The sequence below is a fragment of the Actinacidiphila sp. DG2A-62 genome (assembly GCF_035825295.1).
Classification (GTDB): Bacteria; Actinomycetota; Actinomycetes; order Streptomycetales; family Streptomycetaceae; genus Actinacidiphila.
Map to the genome: position 1 here is coordinate 8404563 of NZ_JAYMGI010000002.1, position 22704 is coordinate 8427266.

The 22704-nt window shown below is 77.0% G+C and carries 18 protein-coding genes and 4 pseudogenes; 8 read left to right on the forward strand and 14 right to left on the reverse strand.

Translation table 11 applies throughout. The features are described 5' to 3' along the window. Window positions 1-3: 3 nt before the first annotated feature. On the reverse strand, window positions 4-792 hold the full coding sequence (locus tag VSR01_RS36880) for an SDR family oxidoreductase (RefSeq protein WP_326453317.1): 789 nt from the start codon (window positions 790-792) through the stop codon (window positions 4-6). Between the two features lie 148 nt (window positions 793-940). Further along, entirely contained in the window at window positions 941-2491 is a 1551-nt protein-coding gene (locus VSR01_RS36885; protein WP_326453318.1) for an LCP family protein, read from the reverse strand. Between the two features lie 181 nt (window positions 2492-2672). Between VSR01_RS36885 and VSR01_RS36890 the strand changes: the two genes are divergently transcribed. Continuing rightward, window positions 2673-3539: an oxygenase MpaB family protein gene (locus tag VSR01_RS36890; RefSeq protein ID WP_326453319.1), complete on the forward strand. Its 867-nt coding sequence runs from the start codon at window positions 2673-2675 to the stop codon at window positions 3537-3539. Between the two features lie 79 nt (window positions 3540-3618). Next, on the forward strand, window positions 3619-5985 hold the full coding sequence (locus VSR01_RS36895) for a serine/threonine-protein kinase (protein WP_326453320.1): 2367 nt from the start codon (window positions 3619-3621) through the stop codon (window positions 5983-5985). 25 nt (window positions 5986-6010) lie between these two features. On the opposite strand, the gene VSR01_RS36900 is transcribed toward VSR01_RS36895, so the two are convergent. Together VSR01_RS36900 and VSR01_RS36905 are read right to left on the reverse strand one after the other, a co-directional pair. Beyond that, complete coding sequence (locus VSR01_RS36900) at window positions 6011-6766, reverse strand: SGNH/GDSL hydrolase family protein (RefSeq protein ID WP_326453321.1); 756 nt, start codon at window positions 6764-6766, stop codon at window positions 6011-6013. Window positions 6767-6818: 52 nt separating this feature from the next. Beyond that, entirely contained in the window at window positions 6819-7670 is an 852-nt protein-coding gene (locus VSR01_RS36905) for an aldo/keto reductase (RefSeq protein WP_326453322.1), read from the reverse strand. Window positions 7671-7850: 180 nt separating this feature from the next. On the opposite strand from VSR01_RS36905, the gene VSR01_RS36910 reads away from it, so the two are divergent. Next, complete coding sequence (locus VSR01_RS36910; protein ID WP_326453323.1) at window positions 7851-9944, forward strand: SpoIIE family protein phosphatase; 2094 nt, start codon at window positions 7851-7853, stop codon at window positions 9942-9944. Here the strand turns inward: VSR01_RS36910 and VSR01_RS36915 are convergent. Next, window positions 9910-10575 carry a LysE/ArgO family amino acid transporter gene (locus VSR01_RS36915; protein WP_326453324.1) on the reverse strand — a complete coding sequence of 222 codons (666 nt, stop codon included), beginning with the start codon at window positions 10573-10575 and terminating at the stop codon, window positions 9910-9912. The genes VSR01_RS36910 and VSR01_RS36915 overlap by 35 nt on opposite strands. 69 nt (window positions 10576-10644) lie before the next feature. Between VSR01_RS36915 and VSR01_RS36920 the strand changes: the two are divergent. After that, window positions 10645-11445 (forward strand): annotated as a pseudogene (locus tag VSR01_RS36920) (ArgP/LysG family DNA-binding transcriptional regulator); the annotation flags it as partial. Then, on the forward strand, window positions 11438-11593 hold the full coding sequence (locus tag VSR01_RS38185) for a hypothetical protein (protein WP_442785752.1): 156 nt from the start codon (window positions 11438-11440) through the stop codon (window positions 11591-11593). The pseudogene VSR01_RS36920 and the gene VSR01_RS38185, both read left to right, overlap by 8 nt. A gap of 196 nt (window positions 11594-11789) precedes the next feature. Here VSR01_RS38185 and VSR01_RS36925 read toward each other — a convergent pair whose 3' ends face one another. Next, window positions 11790-12512, reverse strand: coding sequence for an SDR family NAD(P)-dependent oxidoreductase (locus VSR01_RS36925; protein WP_326453325.1), 723 nt, complete (start codon window positions 12510-12512; stop codon window positions 11790-11792). A 144-nt stretch (window positions 12513-12656) separates the two neighbouring features. Here VSR01_RS36925 and VSR01_RS36930 point away from each other — a divergent pair, with 144 nt between their 5' ends. Then, window positions 12657-13391 carry a TetR/AcrR family transcriptional regulator gene (locus VSR01_RS36930; RefSeq protein WP_326453326.1) on the forward strand — a complete coding sequence of 245 codons (735 nt, stop codon included), beginning with the start codon at window positions 12657-12659 and terminating at the stop codon, window positions 13389-13391. A 175-nt stretch (window positions 13392-13566) separates the two neighbouring features. Here VSR01_RS36930 and VSR01_RS36935 read toward each other — a convergent pair whose 3' ends face one another. Both VSR01_RS36935 and VSR01_RS36940 read right to left on the reverse strand, forming a co-directional pair. After that, window positions 13567-14325 (reverse strand): TetR/AcrR family transcriptional regulator, encoded by a 759-nt coding sequence (locus tag VSR01_RS36935; RefSeq protein WP_326453327.1) that lies wholly within the window; start codon window positions 14323-14325, stop codon window positions 13567-13569. A gap of 58 nt (window positions 14326-14383) precedes the next feature. After that, a complete protein-coding gene (locus VSR01_RS36940; RefSeq protein ID WP_326453328.1) occupies window positions 14384-15853 on the reverse strand; it encodes an MFS transporter in 1470 nt (489 codons plus the stop codon). A gap of 221 nt (window positions 15854-16074) precedes the next feature. Here VSR01_RS36940 and VSR01_RS36945 point away from each other — a divergent pair, with 221 nt between their 5' ends. Further along, on the forward strand, window positions 16075-16767 hold the full coding sequence (locus tag VSR01_RS36945) for a class I SAM-dependent methyltransferase (RefSeq protein WP_326453997.1): 693 nt from the start codon (window positions 16075-16077) through the stop codon (window positions 16765-16767). 300 nt (window positions 16768-17067) lie between these two features. On the opposite strand, the pseudogene VSR01_RS38190 reads toward VSR01_RS36945, so the two are convergent. The 3 genes and pseudogenes from VSR01_RS38190 to VSR01_RS36955 all read right to left on the reverse strand — a co-directional run. Further along, window positions 17068-17712, reverse strand: a pseudogene (locus VSR01_RS38190) (YbfB/YjiJ family MFS transporter); the annotation flags it as partial. Then, window positions 17615-18235, reverse strand: a pseudogene (locus tag VSR01_RS38195) (YbfB/YjiJ family MFS transporter); the annotation flags it as partial. The pseudogenes VSR01_RS38195 and VSR01_RS38190, both read right to left, overlap by 98 nt. Window positions 18236-18333: 98 nt before the next feature. Beyond that, entirely contained in the window at window positions 18334-18636 is a 303-nt protein-coding gene (locus VSR01_RS36955; RefSeq protein ID WP_326453329.1) for a muconolactone Delta-isomerase family protein, read from the reverse strand. Window positions 18637-18768: 132 nt separating this feature from the next. Here VSR01_RS36955 and VSR01_RS36960 point away from each other — a divergent pair. Next, window positions 18769-19694: pseudogene (locus VSR01_RS36960) on the forward strand (LysR family transcriptional regulator). Window positions 19695-19779: 85 nt separating this feature from the next. Here VSR01_RS36960 and VSR01_RS36965 read toward each other — a convergent pair. The 3 genes from VSR01_RS36965 to VSR01_RS36975 all read right to left on the reverse strand — a co-directional run bounded on the left by VSR01_RS36965 (window position 19780) and on the right by VSR01_RS36975 (window position 22595). Next, a complete protein-coding gene (locus tag VSR01_RS36965) occupies window positions 19780-20547 on the reverse strand; it encodes an FAD:protein FMN transferase (RefSeq protein WP_326453998.1) in 768 nt (255 codons plus the stop codon). A 118-nt stretch (window positions 20548-20665) separates the two neighbouring features. Further along, window positions 20666-21199: an FMN-binding protein gene (locus tag VSR01_RS36970; RefSeq protein ID WP_326453330.1), complete on the reverse strand. Its 534-nt coding sequence runs from the start codon at window positions 21197-21199 to the stop codon at window positions 20666-20668. Between the two features lie 7 nt (window positions 21200-21206). Next, a complete protein-coding gene (locus VSR01_RS36975) occupies window positions 21207-22595 on the reverse strand; it encodes a ferredoxin reductase family protein (RefSeq protein ID WP_326453331.1) in 1389 nt (462 codons plus the stop codon). Window positions 22596-22704: the final 109 nt, after the last annotated feature.

Here is a 22704-nt window from a genome sequence, read left to right on the forward strand (position 1 = left end):
GCCTCACCGGTGCGCGGGAACGCCGCGTCCGGCGGGTCGCCCGACCCGCCGGGCCTGCTCGGCGAGCCACTCGTCGAAGGTCTGCGTGCCGCGCGGCCCCGGGCCGTCCGGGAGCAGCGCGCCGCCCGCCAGGCCGCGGCCCGCGGTGCCGGGAACCGGCAGCGCCAGCACCGGGCGGTGGCTGCCGCGGACCCGCAGCAGCCTGCGGGCCATGTCCGGCACCGACTCCACCCGCGGCCCGGCCAGTTCCGGCGCGTACCCGGCGGGGGAGCCCACCGCCAGCTCCGCCAGCGCGTCGGCCGCCTCCCGTACCGCGACCGGCTGGGCGCGCATCCGCGGCACCACCGCCAGGGGGCCGGGCACCAGGTCGAGCACCTGCCCCGCGTACTCGTGGAACTGCGTCGCGCGCAGTACCGACCAGGACTGCGCGCCGGACCTGACCAGCTCCTCCTGGCGCAGCTTGCCCCGGTAGTAGCCCCAGTCGACGCGGTCGACGCCGACGATCGACAGCACCACGTGGTGGCGCACCCCGGCGCGGCGCGCCGCCGCGACCAGATTCCGCCCGGCCCGGTCGAAGAACGACAGCGCTGCCTTGCCGCTGGCCGTCGTGATGTTGGAGACGTCGACCAGGACCTCCGCGCCGGACAGCGCCGCGTCCAGCCCCGCGCCGCCGGCCAGCAGGTCCGCGCCGCGCGACCGCGCGACGACCACCACCTCGTGCCCCCGCGCCGTCAGCGCCGCCGCCACGTGCCGACCGGCCAGTCCGGTCCCGCCCGCCACCGCCACTCGCATGTGAGGTCACGCTCCTCTCCGGTCTGCGGCGAGTGCCTCTGTACTGAGTCCTTGCCCGTGTATGCCCGGTTATGGCATGGATCAACGGATTTCCCCACGCCCCACCGCCCACGGCCCCGCGGCACCGCGGCCGGCGGGCCCGCCCGCCTCAGCGGGCCGAGAGGGGCACCCGGCCGCTCGCCGCGAACGCCGCCGTGGGCGTCATCGCGACACCGCGCAGGCGCACCGTCGCCGTCCTGGCGACCCGCGCGCAGGCGAGCGGATCGGCCGCGGTGCGGCCCCGCGCGACATCCGCCGCCCCGCCCGCCCCGCCCGCCGCCCCCTCCCCGGCCGGGCGCAGCGGCACCCCGCCGGCGTCGCCGCGCTCCTCGCCGGGCTCCTCGCCGGGCTCGTCGAACGCCTCGTCGGCCGGTGGACCCGCGGCGGCGGCCGTGGGCCGGTCCGCGAAACGGGCCCTCGCCTGTTCGGCCGGCCCGGCCGCGGACCCGTCCGGGGAGGGCGGCGCGGCACCGGCCGCCGCCCGCGCCGCGGTCCCGGCCGGCGCGGCCACCGTCAGCCGCAGGTCCGAGGCGACCGCCGCGAAGAGCGGGCCGGCGGCGGGCGCCGGCACCAGCCGCGCCCGGTCCAGCGGGTCGGGACGCACCGGCATGGTGGTGAAGACCAGTCGCGCGGACGGCACCTTGCGCACGTCGGCCGCGAGCCCGGAGAGCCGGGACACCGAGCCCAGGCCGGGATCGACGGTCAGCGCCCTCGTCGCCGCGTCCGCCAGCGACAGCAGGCCCGCCGGGTCGCCGAAGGAGCCGGCCGAGCGCATCCGGCGGGCGAGCGCGGCCAGGAACAGGTGCTGGGCGTCGGCGCGGCCCAGGTCGCCGCCGTCGCCGAAGGCGTGCCGGGAGCGCAGGAAGGCGAGCGCCGCCCGCCCTTCCAGCGCGTGCCGCCCCGAGCGCAGCCGCAGGTGGGAGTACGGGTCGTAGAGGTCGCGGTCCACGCACACCGGAACCCCGCCGACCGCGCCGGACATCCGCACCACCCCCGCGAAGTCCGCCATCACGAAGTGGTCGACGGGAAGCCCGGTCAGGGAGTGCACCGCGGCGACCGTGCAGCCGGGGCCGTACTGCAAGGTGGAGTTGACCGCGCCGCGCCGGGCCGCCGCGACACCGCCGCCGGGCGTGCGGCAGGCCGGCAGGTCGGTGACGGTGTCCCGGGGGATGGTCAGCACCGCGCCGTGCGAGCGGTCCGCCGACAGGTGCAGCACCATCGCCACGTCCGCGTTCCGCCCGGGACCGCAGCCGCCGCCGAGCCGGCAGTCCGCGGCGTCCGCGCGGCTGTCCGAGCCGATCACCAGCACGTTGACCGGGGTGCGGCCGAAGGCGTCGGGCCGCTCGGCGCCCGCGTCCCCGCCGACCCCGCCGAACAGCGGCAGCTCGCGGAGGTTGCCGTCCAGGCGCAGGTACACCAGCGCGCCCGCCGCCGCGGCCAGCAGCACCGCCGCGGACAACCCCAGCAGCCCCCAGCGCAGCACCCGGCGCGCGGCCCGCCGCCGCGACCGCGCCCCATCCGTTCCCCGCACCCCGCTGCTTCCCCCCGCCCGGCCGCCTCCCCGGGCCCCGGCGCCGCCGCCCGGCTCGCCGCGCGGCGGGAGCCGCCGCGGGTCGCTCCAGCCGGAGTGACGGTGGGGGTCGTGCTGCCCGTCGGCCATGCGTGGATACGTCCTCGGGTCCGTCCGCGGACCGGCGGTCGGGGCGAGCGCCGGCGTCCAGGCAGTATCGCCCGGCCGCGCGGCGCGGCCCGGCTGGCGCGCGGCCGTGTCCCGCGCCCCGTTCCGCCGGTGCGGTCCCGCGGTTACCGTGGGGTCACCCGGACGGACGAAGGAGGGGCCGATGGGCGAGGCTGATCCGGGACTCTTCGGACCGGACTCGGTGACCTGGCAGCTGCACGGCGACCCGGTCATGTGGATCGCCGGCGTACGCGCCCTGTACCTGCAGGCCCTGCACCCGCGCGCGATCCGCGGCGTCACCCAGAACTCCGACTTCCGCGAGGACGCCTGGGCCAGGCTGCTGCGCACCGCGTCCTTCGTCGGCGAGATCACCTACGGCACCACCGCGGCGGCGGAGAAGGCCGGCGCCAGGGTCCGCGGCATCCACCGCAGGCTGTCGGCGACCGACCCCGACACCGGCGAGCGGTACCCGCTGGACGACCCCGAGCTGCTGCTGTGGGTGCACTGCGCGGAGATCGACTCCTATCTGCACGTCGCCCGCCGCTCCGGCTTCCCGCTCGACGACGCGCAGGCCGACGCCTACGTCGACGAGCAGCGCGAGGCGGCCCGGCTGGTCGGCCTGGACCCGGCCGAGGTGCCCGCCGGCACCGCGGAGCTGGCCCGGTACTTCGAGAAGGCGCGGCCCGACCTGTCGGCCACCCCCGAGGCGTACGACGTGGTCCGCTTCCTCCAGGCGCCCCCGGTCCCGGCGGCGCTGGTGCCGCTGCGGCTCGCGGTGTGGCGCTCGGTCGCGGGCGCCGCCTTCGCCGCGCTGCCGCCGTACGCCCACGAGCTGTACGGCCGCACGCCGCCGGGCGAGGCCGCCACGACGCGCCGGTTGCGGGCGGCCGGACGGCTGCTTCGGGCCGTCCCGGCCACCGTGCGCTGGCAGCTGCCGCCCGGCCACATCCTCAAGGCGGTCGCCCGGCTGGGCCCCGGCACCCGCCCCTCGGCCCGCCGGCTGCCGCGGATCGGTCCCGTTCTGCCCTGATCCGCTGTGCCCCCTCCCGCTCCCGACGGCCATACTGGTGGCGGGGAAGGACCGATGAGCACGGGGGCGGCGGCACGCGATGGCGGCGGGAGACCACGACGGACACCGGGACGAATCGCGCACGCCGGGGCCCGCGGCGGGCGCGCGCGGCGCCGCGCCCGGCGGCGCGGGCACGCTGATCCAGGGCCGCTACCGGCTGCACGAGCTGATCGGCCGCGGCGGCATGGGCGAGGTGTGGCGGGCGCTGGACGAGTCGCTGGGCCGGCGCGTCGCCGTGAAGTGCCTCAAACCGGCCGGCGGGGCGAACGACGCGGGCTTCGCGCACGTGCTGCAGGAGCGCTTCCGCCGCGAGGCCAGGGTCGCCGCCGGGCTGCAGCACCGCGGGATCACCGTCGTGCACGACTTCGGCGAACACGAGGGCCTGCTGTTCCTGGTGATGGAGCTGCTCGACGGCCGCAACCTGCTGCAGACCCTCGACGACGCCCGCCGCCACCCGCTGCCGGTCCCCGACGTCGTCGACATCGCGGAACAGGTGGCCTCCGCGCTGGCCTACACCCACGCGCAGGGTGTCGTGCACCGGGACCTCAAACCGGCCAACATCGTCCGGCTCACCGACGGCGGGGTGAAGATCTGCGACTTCGGCATCGCCCGGCTCGGCCACGACATCGGCTTCACCTCGCGGCTGACCGGCTCCGGCATGGCCATGGGCACCCCGCACTACATGTCGCCCGAGCAGATCGACGCCGCCGAGGTCGACCACCGCAGCGACCTGTACTCGCTCGGCTGCGTGCTCTACGAACTGGTCACCGGCGCGCCGCCGTTCGACCTCGGCGACGCGTGGGCGATCCTCGTCGGGCACCGGGACACCGCGCCCGAGCCGCCGTCGGCGCGCCGCCCGGAACTCCCCGACGACCTCGAACGGCTGATCCTCGACCTGCTGGCCAAGGACCCCGAGGACCGGCCGCAGGACGCCGCCGACGTGTGCGGGCGGCTCAAGGCGATGCGGGCCTCGGCGGGCGCCGCGCCCGCGCCGCCCCCGGCGCCGTCCCCTCCCGCGCCGCCGGTGACGCCCGTGTCGGGCCGGCCGGTCCCCCCGGTCCGGCCGGTGCAGTCGCCCCAGCCGGCCCGGCCCTCGTCGCCGGCCCCACGGCCCGGCGCCGCTCCCGCCCCCCTGCCCCCCTGGGCGGCCGGCGTGACCACCGGCGCCCCCGCCCACTCCACCCGCGCGGCGCCGCCGACCGCCGTCCGGCACGAACTGACCGGGGCGTGGTCCACCCGCGCCGCGCCGGGAGCCGCCGCCGGGCCCGGCACCCTCGCCACGCTGACCGCCCGCGAGGCCGAGGCCGGGGACCTGGCCAGGATCGGCAACTGGGCGCAGGCATACGACCTGTACACCGCGACGGCCGCGGAACGCGACCGGGCGCAGGGCGCGGACCACCCCGACGCCCTCGCCGACCGCTTCGAGGCCGCGTACTGCCTGACCCGGCTCGGCCGCACCGAGGAGGCCCTGCGGCTGTACGCCGACGTCGCCGAGGCGCGCCGCAGGGTGCTCGGCCCGGACCACGCGGACACGCTGGCCGCGCGGCACGAGGCGGCGTACGAGCTCGGCCGGCTCGGCCGCCATCTGGAGGCCCACCGCGAGTACACGGCGGTGCTGGCCGGCCTGGAGCGCACCGCGGGGCCCGAGCACCCGGACACCCTCCAGTGCAAGCACAACCTCGCGTTCAACCTGGGACAGCTGGGCCGCGACGAGGAGGCGCACGCCACCGCGGCGCAGGTCGCCGAGGCCCGCGCCCGGGTGCTCGGCCCCGACCACCCCGAGACGCTCACCACCCGCTTCGAGGTCGGCCACGCGCTGGGCCGGGCCGGTCGCTGGGCCGAGGCGCTCGACGTCCACCGTCAGGTCGCCGAGGCGCGCGCCCGGGTCCTGGGCGCGGACCACCCCGACACGCTCGCCGCCCGCTACGAGACCGGCATCTGCCTGGGCGGCCTGGGCCGCGGCGCCGAGGCGCTGACGCTGTACGAGGACCTGGTCGCCGCCCGCACCCGCACCGCGGGCTCCGCCGACGCCGAGACGCTGCGGGCCCGGCACGCGCTCGGCGTCAACCTCGGCCTGCTCGGCCACTGGGACCGCGCGCTCGCCGAGGCCCGCGACGTGGCCGCGGTGCGCGAACGCGTCCTGGGCGCCGCGCACCCCGACACCCTCGTCAGCAAGCGCGAGGTCGCGGTCTGCATGGGCTGGCTCGGCCGCTGGCCGGCGGCGCTGGCGCTCTACCACGAGGTCACCACCGCGCGCGAACGCGTCCTCGGCCCCGACCACCCCGACACCCTCACCAGCCGCAACGACGAGGCCCGCTGCCTGCAGCACCTCGGCCGCACGGCCGAGGCCCAGGCCCTCTACCGGCGCGTGGCCGCCCAGACCGACGGCGCCCCCCACCGGCTGTGACCCGCGGACCGGCCGCTGCCCCCGGCTAGCGCGCGGTGGCGGCCGCGGTGAGCGCGGGGAAGAAGGCGCGGGCGATCCGGGCGTACCCCGCGTCGTCCGGGTGCAGGCGGTCGGCCATCTGCGCGCGGGTCAGCGCCGGGGGAGCGACGTACCAGAAGGACCGGCCGCGGGCCCGCTCGGTGCGCTGGAGGGCGGCGGCCCCGCGGTTGTAGGCCTCGGCCTGCGCGGTGAGGCCGGGCGTGGTGGGGATGAGGCCCATGAGGACGACGCGCACGCCGGGCCGGTCCGCGTAGATGCGGTCCACCAAGCCGGCCAGCCGCTGCGGCGCGTGCGCGGGGTCGACGTGCCGGTGCAGGTCGTTGATGCCGATGTGGAGCAGGACGACATCCGGCCGGGCCGCCGCCGTCCAGCGGTCCACGCGGGCCCTGACCTGGCCGATGGTGTACCCGGGGTGACCCTCGTTCCGCGGCTCGGGCAGCTTCCCCGACACCTGCGAGCCGACGAACCGGATCGCGTACCGGGACTGCCCGGCGACCAGGTCCCACAGGTCCGCGCGGTACGACGAACGGGTGGGGCTGCCCTCGCCCCAGGTGATCGAGTCGCCCAGCGGCAGCACCCGCAGCAGCGGCCGGTGCGCCTGGCCCGCCGAGCCGCGTCCGGGCAGCGCCGCGACGAGCGCCGCCAGCACCGCGGTGGCCAGCACGCACGCCGCGATCAGCCAGCCGAGTCTGTCGCCGCCGGCCTCGTGCCGTACCCGGGCCCCGCGCGGCCTCGCACGCATCGCCCACCCCCTGCCCCGCCTGGACCGTCCGGACTACCGGATCACCCTAAGGTCAGCCCGTGTACGTGAAGGTGTCAGGGTCGGGTCCGGTGCGCTCCCCGCGGTCCAGCGCGGAGATCGCCGCCATGTCCTCGTCGGTCAGCTCGAAGTCGAACAGCCGGAAGTTCTCCTCCACGCGCGCACGCGTCACCGACTTCGGGAAGACGATGTCGCCGCGCTGGATGTGCCAGCGCAGTGTCACCTGGGCCGGCGTGCGGTCCACCCGCACCGCGATCGCGGCGATCACCGGGTCGCCCAGCACCTTGCCCTGGGCGATCGGCGACCAGGCCTGCGTGGCGATGCCGTGCCGCGCGTCGAACTCCCGCACCTCGTCCTGGACCAGGTAGGGGTGCACCTCCACCTGGTTGACCGCCGGGACCACCTCGGTCTCCTCGAAGAGCCGGCGCAGATGGTGCGGCTGGAAGTTGGACACGCCGACCGCCTTGACCCGCCCCGAGCGGTAGATCTCCTCCATCGCCCGCCACGTCTCGACGTAGTCCCCGACGCCCGGCAGCGGCCAGTGCACGAGGAAGAGGTCGAGGTACGGCGTGCCGAGGTCGTCCAGGCTGCGCGCGAAGGCGGTGAGCGCGTCGCCGTACGCGTGGTACCCGTTGTCCAGCTTGCTGGTGACGAACACCTCCTCGCGCGGCAGGCCGGACGCGCGCAGCGCCTGCCCGACCTCCTTCTCGTTGCCGTACATCTCGGCGGTGTCGATGTGCCGGTAGCCGGTCTCCAGCGCGGCCAGCACGGCCTCGCGGGTGTGCTCCGGCTCGATCTGGAACACCCCGAAGCCGAGCTGCGGGATGGTGACGCCGTTGTTGAGCATGACATCGGGCACGGCCGATGCCGCGGGGTGTGAGGTCATGGGATCGCTTCCTCGCGGGTGGCTTGCTCCGGTCGCGGCGCGGCGCCGGGCGCCTGGGCGCGGGGACCGCGCGTCCCCTCCACCGTAACCGCGGGTCCCCGCCGCGGCCCGCCGAGCGGGCGCGGCCGAGCGGGCGGCGCTCGGCGCGCCCGCTCGCGCCCGGCGCGCGATGATCGGAGGATGACGCGGATCGGCGACCAGGGGGGCGTGCCGGAGCTCGAACCGGAGGTGTTCGACGACGCCATCGTGGCCGTCGCGCTCACCGCGGGCCCCGACCACCGCCTGATGTACGTCAACGACGCCTTCCGCAAGCTCTTCGGCCCGCGCGAGCTGGGCGCCCGCAGCTGCGAGGTGTTCACCGAGCCCAACGCGGCGCACTACCTGGACATGCTCGACCAGGTCTACGCCGACGGCGTCGCCCGCCAGGTCCTCACGCCGCGCACCACCGAGGGCACCGCTCCGGGCGCGCCCGGCCGCCGGCACTTCATGTACAGCGCCTCGCCCGTCGTCTCGCGGTACGGCCGCGGCGTGCTCTCCGTCGCCGTCGACACCACCGCGCAGGCCGAGGCCGCGCAGCGGGCCGAGGAGCTGTCCGAGGAGCGCTTCCGCGGCCTCCAGCGCTACGAGGCGCTGATGTCGGCGGTCACCCAGATCGTGTGGCTGATGCGCCCCGACGGCGCGATCACCGAACTGGTCGGCGGCTTCGAGGAGTTCACCGGGCTGCCGTGGCGGCCGGTGATCGACGAGGAGTGGCTGGAGTCGGTCCACCCGCACGACCGCTCGCACCTGGTGCGGACCTGGCAGGAGGCGTCCGGCGGCACCCCCTCGCGGTTCGTGTGCACCTTCCGGATGCGGACCGCGACCGGCGCGTACCGGCACGTCCAGTCCCGCGCGGTGCCGATCGTCCGCGACGGGCGGGCGGTGGAGTGGATCGGGGCCACCGCGGACGTGGAGGACCAGTGGCGCAACCGGCTGCGCGAGCGGCTGCTCGCCCGGGTCGCCACGGTGACCGGCGCCGAGGACGTCGCGCAGGCGTTCGCCGCGGTCGCCGCCGCGGTGGTCCCCGAGCTGACCGACGCCTGCGTGGTGTTCGCGCTGCCGGTGACGGGCGCCCCGGACGAGCCGCTGACCGCGACCCGGGTCGCCTCCAGCGCGCGCCCCGGCCTGCCCGAGCTGCCGCCGCTGGGCCCCCGGTCGTACACCGTCGGCCCGGTGGCACGGCAGGTGATCGAGAGCCGCCGCACCGAGCTGCTGGTCTTCCCCAGCGGACACCCGCCGGAGGGCGTGGTGCCCGACGTGTCGCGGGACTGGCTGCGGGCGGCCCGGGCGACCAGTCTCACCCTGGTCCCCGTCGTCGTCGACTCCGCCGTGGTCGCCTACGCCTGCGCGGCCGGCTGCGCCGACGGCCCGCCGCCCGGCGCCGCCGACGTGGCGCTGCTCAACGAGGTGCTGCACGAGGTCCGCGAGCCGCTGCGGCAGGTGCTGGAGCTCCAGCGCATCCGGCACACCGCGTACACCCTCCAGCGGGCGCTGCTCACCTCGCCGCCGCGGGTGCCCGGCGCCGACCTCGCCGCGCACTACCAGCCGGCCAGCAAGACCGCCGAGATCGGCGGCGACTGGTACGACGCGCTGCTGCTGCCGGACGGCGCGGTCACCCTGAGCATCGGCGACATCGCCGGCCACGACCTGGACGCCGCCACGTCGATGAGCCAGCTGCGCAGCATGCTGCGGGTCATCGCCTACGACCGGGCCCGGCCGCAGACGCCCGCCGAGAGCCTGGCGCAGCTCGACCGGGTGGCCGAAGGGCTGGACATCGCGCCGCTGGTCACCGCCGTGCACGCGGTGCTCGCGCCGCGGCCGGGCGGCGGCTGGCACGCCGCCTGGTCCAACGCCGGCCACCCGCCGCCGCTGCTGCTCCCCGCGGCCGGGCCGCCGCGCTATCTGGAGGGCGGCGCCGGCCCCGACCTGCCGCTGTGCGTGGCGCCCTGGCTGCCCCGCACCACCTGGCACTACGACCTGCGCCCCGGCGACCTGCTGCTGCTCTACACCGACGGACTGATCGAGGTGCCGGGCACCGACCTCGCCGAGGGGATGACGCACCTCGCACGGGCCGCGGCCGACGCGCGGCGGCGGGCGATGCCGCTCGCCGAACTGTGCGCGCACCTGCTGGCCGGGGTGGAGGAGCGCCGCGACGACGCGGCCGTCATCGGCTTCCGCCCGCTGGGCGCGTACACCGCCGCTACGCCCGCGCGGCCATCAGCACCCCCAGTGTGATCATCGTGCAGGCGATCACCGCGTCCAGAACGCGCCAGGACCGCGGCCGGGAGAACGGCCGGCGCAGCAGCCGCGCGCCGAAGCCGAGCCCGCCGAACCACAGCACGCTGCCGGCCGCCGCCCCCGCGCCGAACGGCCAGCGGGCGGCGCCGTAGCCGTTGGCGACCGAGCCGAGCAGCAGCACGGTGTCCAGGTACACGTGCGGGTTCAGCCACGTCATCGCCAGGCAGGTCAGGACCGCGGCGCGCAGCGAGCCGCCGCGCGCGGCGCCGGCCTCCGCCGCGTCGCGCCCCTCGGCCCCCTGGGCTCCCTCGGCCCCCTCGGTGGTCAGCGCGGCCGAGGGGCGCAGCGCCCGCCGCGCGGCCAGCGCGCCGTAGCAGACCAGGAACGCCGCGCCGATCCACGCCGCCGCCGTCAGCGCCGAGGGCCAGCGCCGGACCACCGTCCCCACCCCGCTCACGCCCGCCGCGATCAGCACCATGTCCGAGCCGGCGCAGATCGCCACGATCGCGGCGACGTGCTCGCGGCGGATGCCCTGGCGCAGGACGAACGCGTTCTGCGCGCCGATGGCCACGATCAGGGACAGGCCGGTGCCCAGGCCCGCCAGGGCCGCGAGGAGTGCCGCGTGCATGCCCGAAGGCTAGGAGGCCGGGCCGTCATCACACCAGCTAATGATCCTCAGGTAGCATAAGCGTTCGTTATGGTCGATCTGCCGCTGGACCAGGTGCGCACGCTGCTGGCCGCCGTCGACGAGGGGACGTTCGAGGCGGCGGCCGAGGCGCTGCACGTCACGCCCTCGGCGGTGAGCCAGCGGATCAAGGCGCTGGAGCAGCGCACCGGGCGGGTGCTGCTGCTGCGCACCAAGCCGGTGCGGCCGACCGCGTCGGGCGAGGTGGTGGTGCGCTTCGGCCGCCAGCTGGCCCGGCTGGAGCGGGACGCGGGGGCGGAGCTGGGGCTCGGCGGGCCGGGCGGGCCGGCCGCGCTGCCCGTCGCGGTGAACGCCGACTCGCTCGCCACCTGGTTCCTGCCGGCCCTCGCCGAGGTCACCGCGCGCCTCGACGTGGCCTTCGACCTGCACCGCGACGACCAGGACCACACCACCAGGCTGCTGCGGCAGGGGCGGGTGATGGCCGCGGTGACCTCCTCGCCCGAGCCGGTGCAAGGCTGCTCGGTCCGGGCCCTCGGCCGGATGCGGTACCGCGCGATGGCCGCCCCCGCCTTCGCCGCGCGCCACCTCGCCGGTGCGCCGCTGGATCAGGCCCTGCGCACCGCTCCCGTCGTCGTCTTCGACCGCAAGGACGAGCTGCAGGACCGCTTCCTGCGCGACCTGGCGGCCGGGCCGGAAGACGGTGGCGCGACGGCGGCGGCCGGGGGAGCGGCGGCGCAGGCGCCGGGCGCGCGGCACTACGTCCCCTCCTCCGAGGGCTTCGTGGAGTCCGTGGCGCTCGGCCTCGGCTGGGGGATGATCCCCGACGCCCAGGCCGGCGCCCGATGTGCGCGCCGGCGCCCTGATCGACCTGGCCGAGGGCCGTCACGTCGACGTGCCGCTGTACTGGCAGCAGTGGAAGCTCGACTCGCCCGCCCTCGCGGCCGTCGCCGACGCGGTCGCCCGCGCGGCGGCCCGCAGCCTGAAGCCGCCCGCGCCGTAGGCACTCGCGCCGTAGGCACTCGCGCCGGCCGGGGCTCCGCGGGTGCGGCTGCCGTCCCCGGCGCGCGCGTGCCGCCCGGGGACCCGCGTGCCGCCCCCGGGCCCCGCGCGGGCGGTCGCGGACGCGCCGCGCCCGTCGGCCCCCGGTCGGCCCCGGTCACCCGCCCCCGATCGACCCCCGGCCGGCGCCCAGCCGGTCAGGCGACGACGCGACCGCCGTCGACCGGCACGGTGGCGCCGGTGATGTACCCCGCCCGCGGCGAGGCGAGGAAGACCACCGCGTCGGCGATCTCCCGCGTGTCGGCGTGCCGGCCGAGCAGCGTGGTCGCGCCGAGCCGGTCGACCATCTCCAGCGGGGCGCTGGAGGTCAGGGTCGGGCCGGGGGACACGGAGTTGACCCGGACCCCGGAGGGGCCGTACTCCGCGGCCCAGGTGCGGGTCAGCGAGTTCACGGCGGCCTTGGTCGCGCTGTAGACCGAGGCGCCGGGCATGCCGATCTCGGCGACCATCGTGCTGACGTTGACCACGCTGCCGTCGCCGCGCGCGGCCATCCCCGGCACGAGCGCGGCCGTCAGGAAGTACAGCGCCCGCACGTTGACCTGGAACATCTCGTCGTACGAGCCCACCGACTGCTCCGGCGTGGCGGCGAACTCGAAGATGCCCGCGTTGTTGACCAGGATGTCGACGTCGCCCGCGGCCTCGGCCAGCGCCCGCACCGAGTCCAGGTCGGCCAGGTCGACGGCGGCGAACCGCGCCTTGCCGCCCGCCGCCTCGATCGCGGCGACGGTCTGCGCGCCGCGCTCCTCGTTGCGCCCGCTGACGACCACCTCGGCGCCGGCGCGGGCAAGCTGTTCCGCGATCTCCCGGCCGATGCCGGTGGTGGAGCCGGTGACCAGTGCGGTGCGGCCGGAGAGTTCCATGATGTTCCTGTCCTGTCTCGTGACGCGCTGCGGCCTGTGGCCGGCAGCGGCGGCTGCCCCAAAGTGGAGCGTGCGCTCCATTCTTGTCACGGAAAAATTGGAGTGTCAACTCCAGAAAATCGACCGGCGCGGTACGCTTCCGTCATGGGCAGCAGCACACAGGCGGTCGCGGCGACGGGCGTCGGCGCGGCGCGGGAGGGCGCTCGGACACCGGCGGGAGAGCCGCGGCTGACGCGCAAGGGCCAGGCGACGCGCGCGCGGATCGTGTCGGCCGCCTCGGGCCTGATGTTCGAACGGGGCGTCGCGGGCACCAGCACGGACGACGTACGGATCGCGGCCGGCGTGAGCACCTCGCAGATCTACCACTACTTCGCCGACAAGTCCGCGCTGGTCAGGGCGGTCATCGCGCACCAGACGGAGGCGGTGCTGGACGCCCAGCGGCCGCTGCTCGGCAGTCTGGACAGCATGGCGGCGCTGCGCGCCTGGCGGGATCTGGTGGTGCAGCTCCAGCGGGAGCGCAACTGCGAGGGCGGCTGCCCGATCGGCTCACTGGCCGGGGAACTGGCCGAGACGGACCCGCAGGCGCGCGACGCGCTGGCGGCGGGGTTCGCCCGGTGGGAGGAGGGCATCCGCAGCGGTCTGCGGGACATGCGCGAGCGCGGCGAACTGCGGCCCGAGGCCGACCCCGACCGGCTGGCGCTGGCCATCCTCGCGGGCCTGCAGGGCGGACTGCTGCTGACGCAGACCCGCCGGGAGACCGCGCCCCTGGAGGCCGTGCTCGACGCGATGCTCGACCACGTCGAGGACCTGCTCACCGACCGCGCCGACCGCGCCGACCGCGCCGACCGCGCCGACCGCGCCGGGAGCGCCGCGCGCTGAGCGCGGCGCCGGTCCGAGGACGGGCCGGTCCGGCCGCGGCAGCCCGGTCCGCGGGACCCGGCACTTCGGGTCCGCGGGCGGCAGCCAAGGCCGGAACACACGGCGGCCGGTCCGCCGGCCGCGGACCGGCCCGCGGCCGGCGGGCTGCCGCGGGCCCGGCGATCCGGGCCGGCGGTCAGCAGGTGGTGGAGCCGTCGTCCGCGCCGCCGCTGATGAGGCGCAACTGCTCACGGGTGACGGCCGGCACGGGCCCGGCCGGGGTGTGGCAGCGCAGCCCGGCGAACTGGATGTCGACCAGGCGCCGCCAGGCGTCCGGCGCGACGTCGCCCGCGGTCTCCACCACCCCGCGCAGCGCCCAGATGAGCGCCATCACGTCGCCGAGGCGCACGCCCGGCGCGATCCGCCCGGCCTGCTGCGCCCGAACCAGCAGATCCTCGATCAGGTCCCGCAACTGCTCCACGCACGCCGAGCGGGTCTTGCCGATCAGCTTGTGCGCGTAGCCGCGGTGCGCGACCACCGACTCGCCCATCACCTGCACGAAGAACTCCAGCCCCGCGCCGTCCGGCAGGGCCAGCGCCGCCTTCGCCTCGCCGACCAGCTCGACCAGCATCTGCGTGGCGATCTCGTCGATCAGCGCTTCCTTGTTCGGGAAGTGGCGGTACACCGTGCCGACGCCGACGCCGGCACGCGAGGCGATCAGCTCCATGCTGGCGTCGGTGCCGTGCTCCGCCAGGACCTCGCGGGCCGCCGCCGTCACCAGCCGGTGATTGCGCACGGCGTCCCGCCGCCCCGTCCTGCACGGGGTCTCCTGCGCCGGAGCCGGGCTCTTCGCGCCGGGAGCCTGCCCGGCCGGACTCTTCGCGGCCGGGGTCCGGGGGGTCCGGGCGTCCTCGGGCCGGGCGCCGCCCCGGGCGGCGTGGGTCTGCGCTGTCATCGTCACTCCCGCTGCGTGCCGTACCCGTCCTGGCCGTCCGTACCCCCGGCGCCGTCCGCTACTCGGGCCTGTCGCCGACGACGGTACCGCGCGCGGCCGCCACCGGCGCCGACTGCGCCTGCTCCTCGGAGTGCGCCACCACGTTGCTGCGGCGGGTCACCGGGATCAGCATCGCGGCGAACGCCGCGATGAGCAGCGCCCCGCCGAGCATCGCGAAGCCGTTGGTGTAACCCGCCTCGCGCGGCAGGCCGTCGGCCGCCGGGCTCGCGGTGACCACGCTGGCCATCAGCGCCGCGCCGATCGAACCGCCGATGGTACGGATGTTGGCGTTCATGCCGCTGGCCACACCGGTCTGCTCCGGCGGCACCGCGCTCACGATCAGGCTGGACATCGCCGCGAAGGCCAGGCCGAAGCCCGCGCCCATGATGCCCGTGGCGACGTACAGCTCCCAGGTCTCGGTGTGCGCCCACGCCAGCATCGCCATCGAGGCGGTGCCGATCAGCGAGCCGACCACGACCACCGTCTTGCCGCCGAAGCGCGCCGCCAGGCGGTTGGTGAACAGGCCCACCGCGAACATCGCCACACTCATCGGCAGCAAAATCAGACCGGACTTGGTGATGCTCGCGCCGAACCCGTAGCCCGTGGACTTCGGCGTCTGCACGAACTCCGGCAGGAACGCGAACACCGCGTACATGCCGACGCCGAACAGCAGCGCCACCAGGTTGTTGGTCCACACCGCGGGGCGGCGCATCATCGCCATGTCGATCAGCGGCTGCGCCGACCGGCGCTCGACCTCCACCCAGCCGACCGCCAGCACGGCCGCGGCGACGAACAGGCCGATCACCTTGCCGGAGCCCCAGCCCCACACCGGGGCCTGGCTCAGCGCGACCAGCAGCGCCACCAGCCAGGCGGACAGCAGCAGCGCGGGCGCCCAGCTGATCCGGCCCGGCGTGCGCACCGGCGACCGCGGCACCAGCAGCACCGTCGCCACACCCGACGCGACGGTGAGGACCATCGGCAGCCAGAAGAGCCAGTGGTAGTTGAGCGCGTTGACGATCGGGCCGGCCAGCACGATGCCCAGTCCCGAGCCGACGGCGATCAGCGAGGCGATCGCGGCCACCGCCCCGCTCACCTTCTCGGCCGGGAACTCGTCGCGGATGATGCCGAAGGTCAGCGGCAGCACACCGCCGCCGATGCCCTGGATCGCCCGCGCCACGATCATCACCGTCACGTTGGTGGCCAGCGCCGCCAGCAGCGAGCCCGCGGCGAGCGCGGCGAGCGTCGCCACGAAGACGCGCTCCTTGCCGATGATGTCGCCGATGCGGCCCATGATCGGCGTGAATATGGACGCCGACAGCAGGTACGCCGTCAGCACCCAGGTCACGGTGTTCTGGTTGGTGTGCAGGTCCTCCTGGATCGTCGGCAAAACCGGGGTGACCAGGGACTGCAGCAGCGCGTACGCGGTGACGCTCGCCGCCAGCACCGCGAATGTCACCTGGTGGTGCGTGCGCCGGGTCTCGGACGCCATGGAACTCCCTCACAGCGAAGTCTGAAGCGGAATCGGTGTTCCGTTATGACTCCAGGCTAGCGCGTCAGGAATGGCCATTCCGTTTCGTCGGGGTGAGTTCTTGGCCACACGGGGGGCGTGTCGAGGCGCGGACGGCGCGTCCCGGCACCCGCGCCGGGAGCCGCACCACCGCGCGCCGCCCTCCCGTACGCTGGGCCGGTGTTCTCCCCCAGGGCCCCACGCTGCGCGAACTGGCCGTGCAGGCGCTGTCGTCCGTCGAGCGCGGATACGACCTGCTGGCGCCGACGTTCGACCGGACGCCGTTCCGCACCCCGGACCGCTTCCTGGACGCGACGGCGGGGGCGCTCGCCGCACTCGGGCCGTTCGAGGACGGGCTCGACGTGTGCTGCGGCACCGGCGCGGGCCTGCGGGCGCTGCGCCCGCTGTGCCGCGGGTCCGTCACCGGCGTCGACTTCAGCGCCGGCATGCTCGCGCGGGCCCGCGCCGCCGATCCGGCCGGGGACGCGCGGTGGGTGCGCGCCGACGTGCGCGCGATGCCCTTCACCGAGGCGTTCGACCTCGCGGTGAGCTTCGGCGCGTTCGGCCACTTCCTGCCGGCCGAGCGGCCCCTGCTGTTCGCGCAGGTGCGGCGGGCGCTGCGCCCCGGCGGCCTCTTCGCCTTCCCGGTCGGCGCGCCGCCCGCGCCGTCGTCCCCCTGGTACTGGGCCTTCGCCGGCTTCGACGCGGCGCTGCGCGTGCGCAACGCCCTGTGGCGCCCGCCCTTCGTCATGTACTACCGGACCTTCCCCCTCGGCGCGGTCCGCGCCGACCTGGAGGCCGCGGGGTTCGCCGTGCGGCTGACGCCGCTGGAGGAGTTCGGCCGCCGCGACGACGGCAGCCCGCGCTGCCGCCTGGTCCTGGCCCGGCGGACGTAGGCGGCGCCGCTCTCCTCTCCCCGCGCCCGGGCCGCACCGGCTTGCGCACGTCGGTACCGCTCTGCGACGTCGCGTCCGGCCGGTCGGCGCCGGCGGCCGGGTACGGGCGGCAGGGGCGTGGTCAGACGCCGCCCCTGTCGAGGTCCGCGACCGCTCCGCCCGGCACGGCCCGCCGCGCCTGGGCGTCGTGCCGCGCCGCCGGCACGTCGCGGGGAAGCCGGCCCGCAGCACGGCGGCGCACGCGGCCGACACCACGACCACGGCGGCGGCCGCGAGCAGCGCCTGGTGGTAGCCGTGCCGCAGGAGCGGTGTGACGACGAGGGGGCCGAGGATCTGGCCGACCGAGTAGCCGGCCGTCAGCAGGGCGACCGCGCGCCGGAAGCCCAGCTGGGCGCCCACGGTCAGCGCCAGCGTGCTGACGCCGATGAAGGTGCCGCCGAACAGGACCGCCGAGCCGAGCGCGGCCCCGACGCCGCCGACGAGCGCCGGCAGGGCGATCCCGGCCGCCTGCACCACGAGCGCGGCGCACAGCAGCCCGGGGCGCGACCAGCGCCGCCCGAGCCCGGTCCACACCGCCGCGGACGGCACGGCGGCCAGGCCGACCACCACCCAGGCGCCGCTGCCGAGCCACCCCGGGGAGCCCTGCTCGACGGCGGCGACGAGGAAGGTGCCCGCCACGATGTAGCCGACGCCCTCCAGGGCGTAGGACGCGAGCAGCACGCCGAACGCGCGCCGCGCGCCGGCCCCGCGCCACCGGTCCCCGCTCCCTCGGCGCGCGCCGTACGCCGCGGCGCCGTACGCACCCCGCCGGTACGCACCCCGCCGGTCCGCCCCCGCGCCGCACGGATCGGCGCCGGCCCGGGGCCGGCGCCGGCTCGGGCTCCAGCCGCCACGAGACCGCGGTGAGCGCGGCGCCGAGGGCGGCCGAGGCCCACCAGGCCGCACGCCAGTCGGCGGCCGACCGCAGGACCAGGACGAGCAGGCCGGACAGCGCGATGCCGGCGCCCACCCCGCCGAAGGCCCAGCCGGGCACATGGTCCGGTTCCTGTCGCAGGCGGCTGTGGAGGGAGCTGACGGCGATCACGAAGACCAGGGCGCTCGCGACGCCGGCGAGCAGCCGGAGCACGAGCCAGGCCGCGGTGCCGCCGGCGACCGGCATCGCGGCCAGGGTCGCGGTCAGCGTGACCAGCGCGGCCCGCAGGACGGTGCGCGAGCGGACCACGGCGGGCGCGGCGGTGCCGAGCAGCGCCCCGACGAGGTAGCCGGCGTAGTTGGCGGTCGCCAGGTGGGCGCCGCCGCTCGCCGACAGCCCCGCCTGCTCGTGCATCAGGGGCAGGATCGGTGTGAAGACGAACCGGCCGACGCCCATCCCCGCGGCCAGCGCCGCGGCTGCTCGGAGCACGTGCGCCCAGGGCGAGCGCGGCGCCGCGGCCGTGCGCGTCCCGGCGTACGGCGGGTGTTGTGTCATGGCGAAGTCCTTGCGGTCGTTCGGGTGTCGCGGACGCGGGCGCCGCACCTGACCCCTGTGCGCGCCGACCGCCGGCCGCGCGGGAGTGGCGGGACGCGTCACGCGGTGCGGTGGCCCCGCCCGGGGTCGTTGGGGTGGGACTCCAGCGCGGTGACAGCGACGGTCATCCACGGCCGCAGCGGCAGCGTGCCGAGGACCTCCCGGCGCAGCTCCTCCTCGTCCGCGGCGCGCCGGACGCCGATGCTGCGCGCCTCGCCGACCGGGCGCCACAGGCGCACCAGGCGGCCGGCGGCGGCCAGTTCCGCCGCCCGGACCGCCTCGGCGGCACGCCGGCGGTCGACCTCGTCCGCGCCGATCCCCTCGGGCACGGTGGTGGTGATCTCGACCAGGAACTCGCGCATGAATCCGCTCCGCTCGCTGAAGGGGCCTCCCGGCGCCGTGCCGTGCCGTGCCGCCATCGTCCGCCCGGCCGGCGGGCCGCGCCACGACCGGCTGCCTCACGCGTAGGAGGCTGAGGCTCCCACACGCGTAGCATGGGCGCCGTGGAGCTGCGCCAACTTCGCTACTTCGTCACGGTCGCCGAAGAGCTGAACTTCAGCCGCGCCGCCGGGCGGCTCCTGATCGCGGGCCCGTCGCTGTCCCAGCAGATCAAGGCGCTGGAACGCGACCTGGGCGTGCGCCTGTTCGACCGGGACCGGCGCTCGGTCGCGCTGACCCCCGCGGGCGCGGACCTGCTGCCGTACGCGCGCGGCCTGCTGGAGGAGGCCGAGGAGCTGCGGCGGCGGGCCCGCCGGCTGGCGGGGACGCGGCCGGTGCGGCTCGGCCGTGTGGACTGGCTCCCCCGGACCTCCTCGCCCGCACCTCGGCGGTGGCCGAGGTGCACGTGGACCCGTGGGTCGCCCCTTCGCACGCCCAGGCCGCACGGGTCGCCGACGGCAGCCTCGACCTCGCCGTGTGCTGGGTCCGCACACCCGACCTGGAGCGGCTGGGACTGCGCGCCCGACTGCTCGGCGCCGACCGGCTGCACGCCGTGGCCGCCGGCGGCGAGTCCGGTGAGGTGGCCGCCCGCGACACCGCCGTCCTGCTGACCGAGGACGCCACGTCCTGGTCGTCCTGGGACGCCTACGCCGGCGAGCTGGTCCGCGACACCGGCGCGCGGGCGCTGCGCGTGCACGACGCGGGCGTCACCGGTCCGGCCTTCTTCGACCACGTCCGCCGCAGCCGGCGGCCGGTGGTCAACTCGCCCAAGGGCCAGGCCGCGAAACTGCCGCCCGACCTGGTCCGGCGTCCCGTCGTCGGGCCGCGCGTCCACTGGACCTGGTCGCTGGTGTGGCGCGGCGCCGAGGACCGGGCGGCCGTCCTGGCCACCGTCGAGGCGCTCTGCGACGGCGTCGGCGAGCCCGCGTTCCACGGCCCGGACGACTGGCTGCCGGCCGGGGACCCGTACCGGCGGAGCTGAGCCGCGCCGCGCCCCGGCCGGTCCGGCCCCGCACGGCCCGCGCACGGCCGGAACCACCGCGCCGCCGACCGGGCGCGGCGCCGGGTCAGAGGTGGGGGCGGGCGATCGCTGCGCCGCTCCCGGCGTCCGGGAAGCCCGGGGTGCGCCAGGCGGGGGCGGAGACGGGGACGGCGAAGGCCTCGACGTCCGGCTGGGCGGTGAGCCAGGCGCGGGCCCCGGCGCCCATGGCGTAGCCGGCGGTCGCGGCGACGTCGGCGTCGGTGAGCGAGGCCGCCGTGACGGTGAGGGAGGCCAGGTCCGTGCGCGGCGGGCGGCCGGTGCGGGGGTCGAGGACGTGCGCGCCGCGCTCGGCGGGACCCGACGTCGCGACCGCCAGACCGCGGCCGGCGGGCGAGGCGTCACCGGGGGCCGCCGCGGCGACCACCGCGGCCAGCGCGCCGCGGCGCAGCGGGTGCGACACGCCGACGCGCCAGGGGCCGCCGTAGGTCTGCACGTCGCCGCCGCCGTTGACGCAGACCGCCTCGGCGCCCGCGGCGTCGACCAGCAGCGCCGCCCGCTCCACCGCCCAGCCCTTGACCAGCCCGGTCGGGTCGAAGCCGCCCGCGTACCCGGCGTCGAAGAAGCCGCCGGTGCGCCGCCTGGCCCGCTCGCACAGCGCGTGCACCTCGCCCACCTCCGGGGAGCAGGCGGACAGCGGCAGGTCGCCCGCGGCGAGTCGGCTGACCTGGCTGTCGGGGCGGTACGTCGAGAACACCGCGTCCACGTGGTGCAGCCAGGCAACCGCCTCGCGGAGCGCAGCCGCCACCCGCGCAGGGGAGCCGCCGCGCACGTCGAACGAGAAGACCGTGCCCATGGCGTGCTCGACGTGCCGCGTCCGCGCGGGCACGTCCGCCGTGACCGCCGCGGCCAGCGGCGCCCGCCAGTCCGCCGGCCCGCCCGGCCCGGCCGGGGCGCCGGGCGCGGGCGTGGACTCAGCCACGGGACTTGTCCAACGCGCTCTGCAGCGACTGGAGATAGCCCTCGCTGGTGTACGTCGCGCCGGACACCGTGTCCACCTGGGCGCTCTGCGCGGCCAGCACCTCCTGGGTGAGCTGCGGGACGGCGAAGGAGGAGATCTCCTGGTCGCGCGGGTTGTCCTGCGGGAGCTGGAGGGTGGTCACCGCGGTGATCCGGCCGCCGGAGAGCGTGACGCGCAGCTGCACCGGGCCGTAGCGGGTCTGCACGGTGTCGCCGTCCACGGTGCGGGTGCCGGACGTGCCGGACGTGCCGGACGAGCCGGACGAGCCGGAGCCCGCGGCGCCGGAGGACCCGGGCGTGCTCTGAGCGCCTCCGGACGTGCCGGACGTGGCCGACGTCGACGGCGCGGTCGGCGCCGGGTCCGTCGCGAGATTCGCCGCCGCGGCCGAGCCGTGCGGCTTGAGGGACAGCAGGAGCAGTCCGCCCGCCACCGTCGACACGGACGTGATCACGATGCGGCGCAGCGGCCGGGAGGGGAGTGCGGTCACGTGCGCCTCACAGTTCGAAGGACTCGTGGTGGATGTGGCGGGCCGGCACGCCCGCGGCGCGCAGCACCTCGTAGGACTCGCGCAGCAGTCCGGGCGGCCCGCACACGTACACGTCGTGCCGCGCGACGTCGGGCAGCGTCTCGCGCAGGCCGGCGACCGACAGGCGGGGCCGCCGGCCGCCGGGGCCGTTGACCACCAGGTGCAGGCGGGCGCCGCGGGCGGCGGCGATGGACTCCAGCTCCCCGCGCAGCGCCAGATCGGCGGCGGAACTCGCCCGGTAGACCAGCGTCAGGTCCCCGGGCCGGGCCGGCAGCGACTCGAACAGCGCCCGCAGCGGTGTGACGCCGACGCCGCCGGCCAGCAGCAGCACCTTCTGCCGGGTGCGCCGGTCCGCGGTCAGCGCGCCGTACGGTCCCTCGGCCCACACCCGGGTGCCCGGCGTCAGGCCGGCCAGCGCCGCGCTGTGGCCGCCGACCGCCTTGACGGTGATCCGCAGCACACCGGGGCGCGGCGCCGCCGACAGCGAGTACGGGCTCGCGGTCCACCGCAGCCCCGGCGCCAGGAAGCGCCAGCGGAAGAACTGCCCCGGCCGGGCCGCCAGGCCGTCCAGCCGGCGCCCGCCCACCAGCACCGACACCACGCCCGGCGCCTCGTCCACGACGGCCAGCACCCGCAGCCGGTGCCGCAGGTTCATGCGGACCGGGACCAGCACCCGGAACCAGAGCACCGCGCCCGCCGCGCCCGCGTACAGGACGTACCACGCCGCGCGTGCCGGGCCGCTGCCCACGTCCGCGCCGAGCGCGAGCTGGTGCCAGAAGGCGAGGAACACCGCGAGGTAGGTGAGCAGGTGCAGGTAGTACCAGGTCTCGTAGCGGAGCCGGCGGCGCACCGCGCGCACCGACACCGCGCCCACGCCGAGCAGCAGGAGGCCGCCCGCCGTCCCCTTCAGCATGTCCGGGTAGGTGGTCACGACCGTCCACGCCTCGCCCGGCAGGGCGCTGTGCGCCTGCACGGAGTAGCCCCACAGGACGAGGACGGCGTGCGCGAGCAGCAGGCAGAGCGTGTAGCGGCCGGCCATCGCGTGCCAGCGGGCCACCCGGTCGCTGCCGACGCCGGACTCCAGCGCGGGGACGCGCGCCATCAGCAGGACCAGCAGCGCGCAGCTGTAGCCGCACAGCAGGCCGGCGATCCGGCCCGCGCCGATCAGCCAGTCCGCCGGGCCGACCACCGCGCGGGTGTCGTGCCACCACAGGCCGACCACGGCGGCCGCGCCCGCCCAGCACAGCGTGAGCACCAGGGCGGCGGGGGACCGCGGCCCGGTCCGCTCCGGGCGGGGCGCGGTGTGCCGCGAGGCGGGCGGCCGCGCGGGCGGGCGCGGCGGATACGTGGTGCTCACAAGCGGTCCTTCCTGGCGTCTCGGTGCTGCGGGCCGGCGGCGCGGCGGCGCGGGCCCCCGGACCCGCGACCCGGCCGCACGATCGGGGCCGACGTCGGCCAGCTTGCGT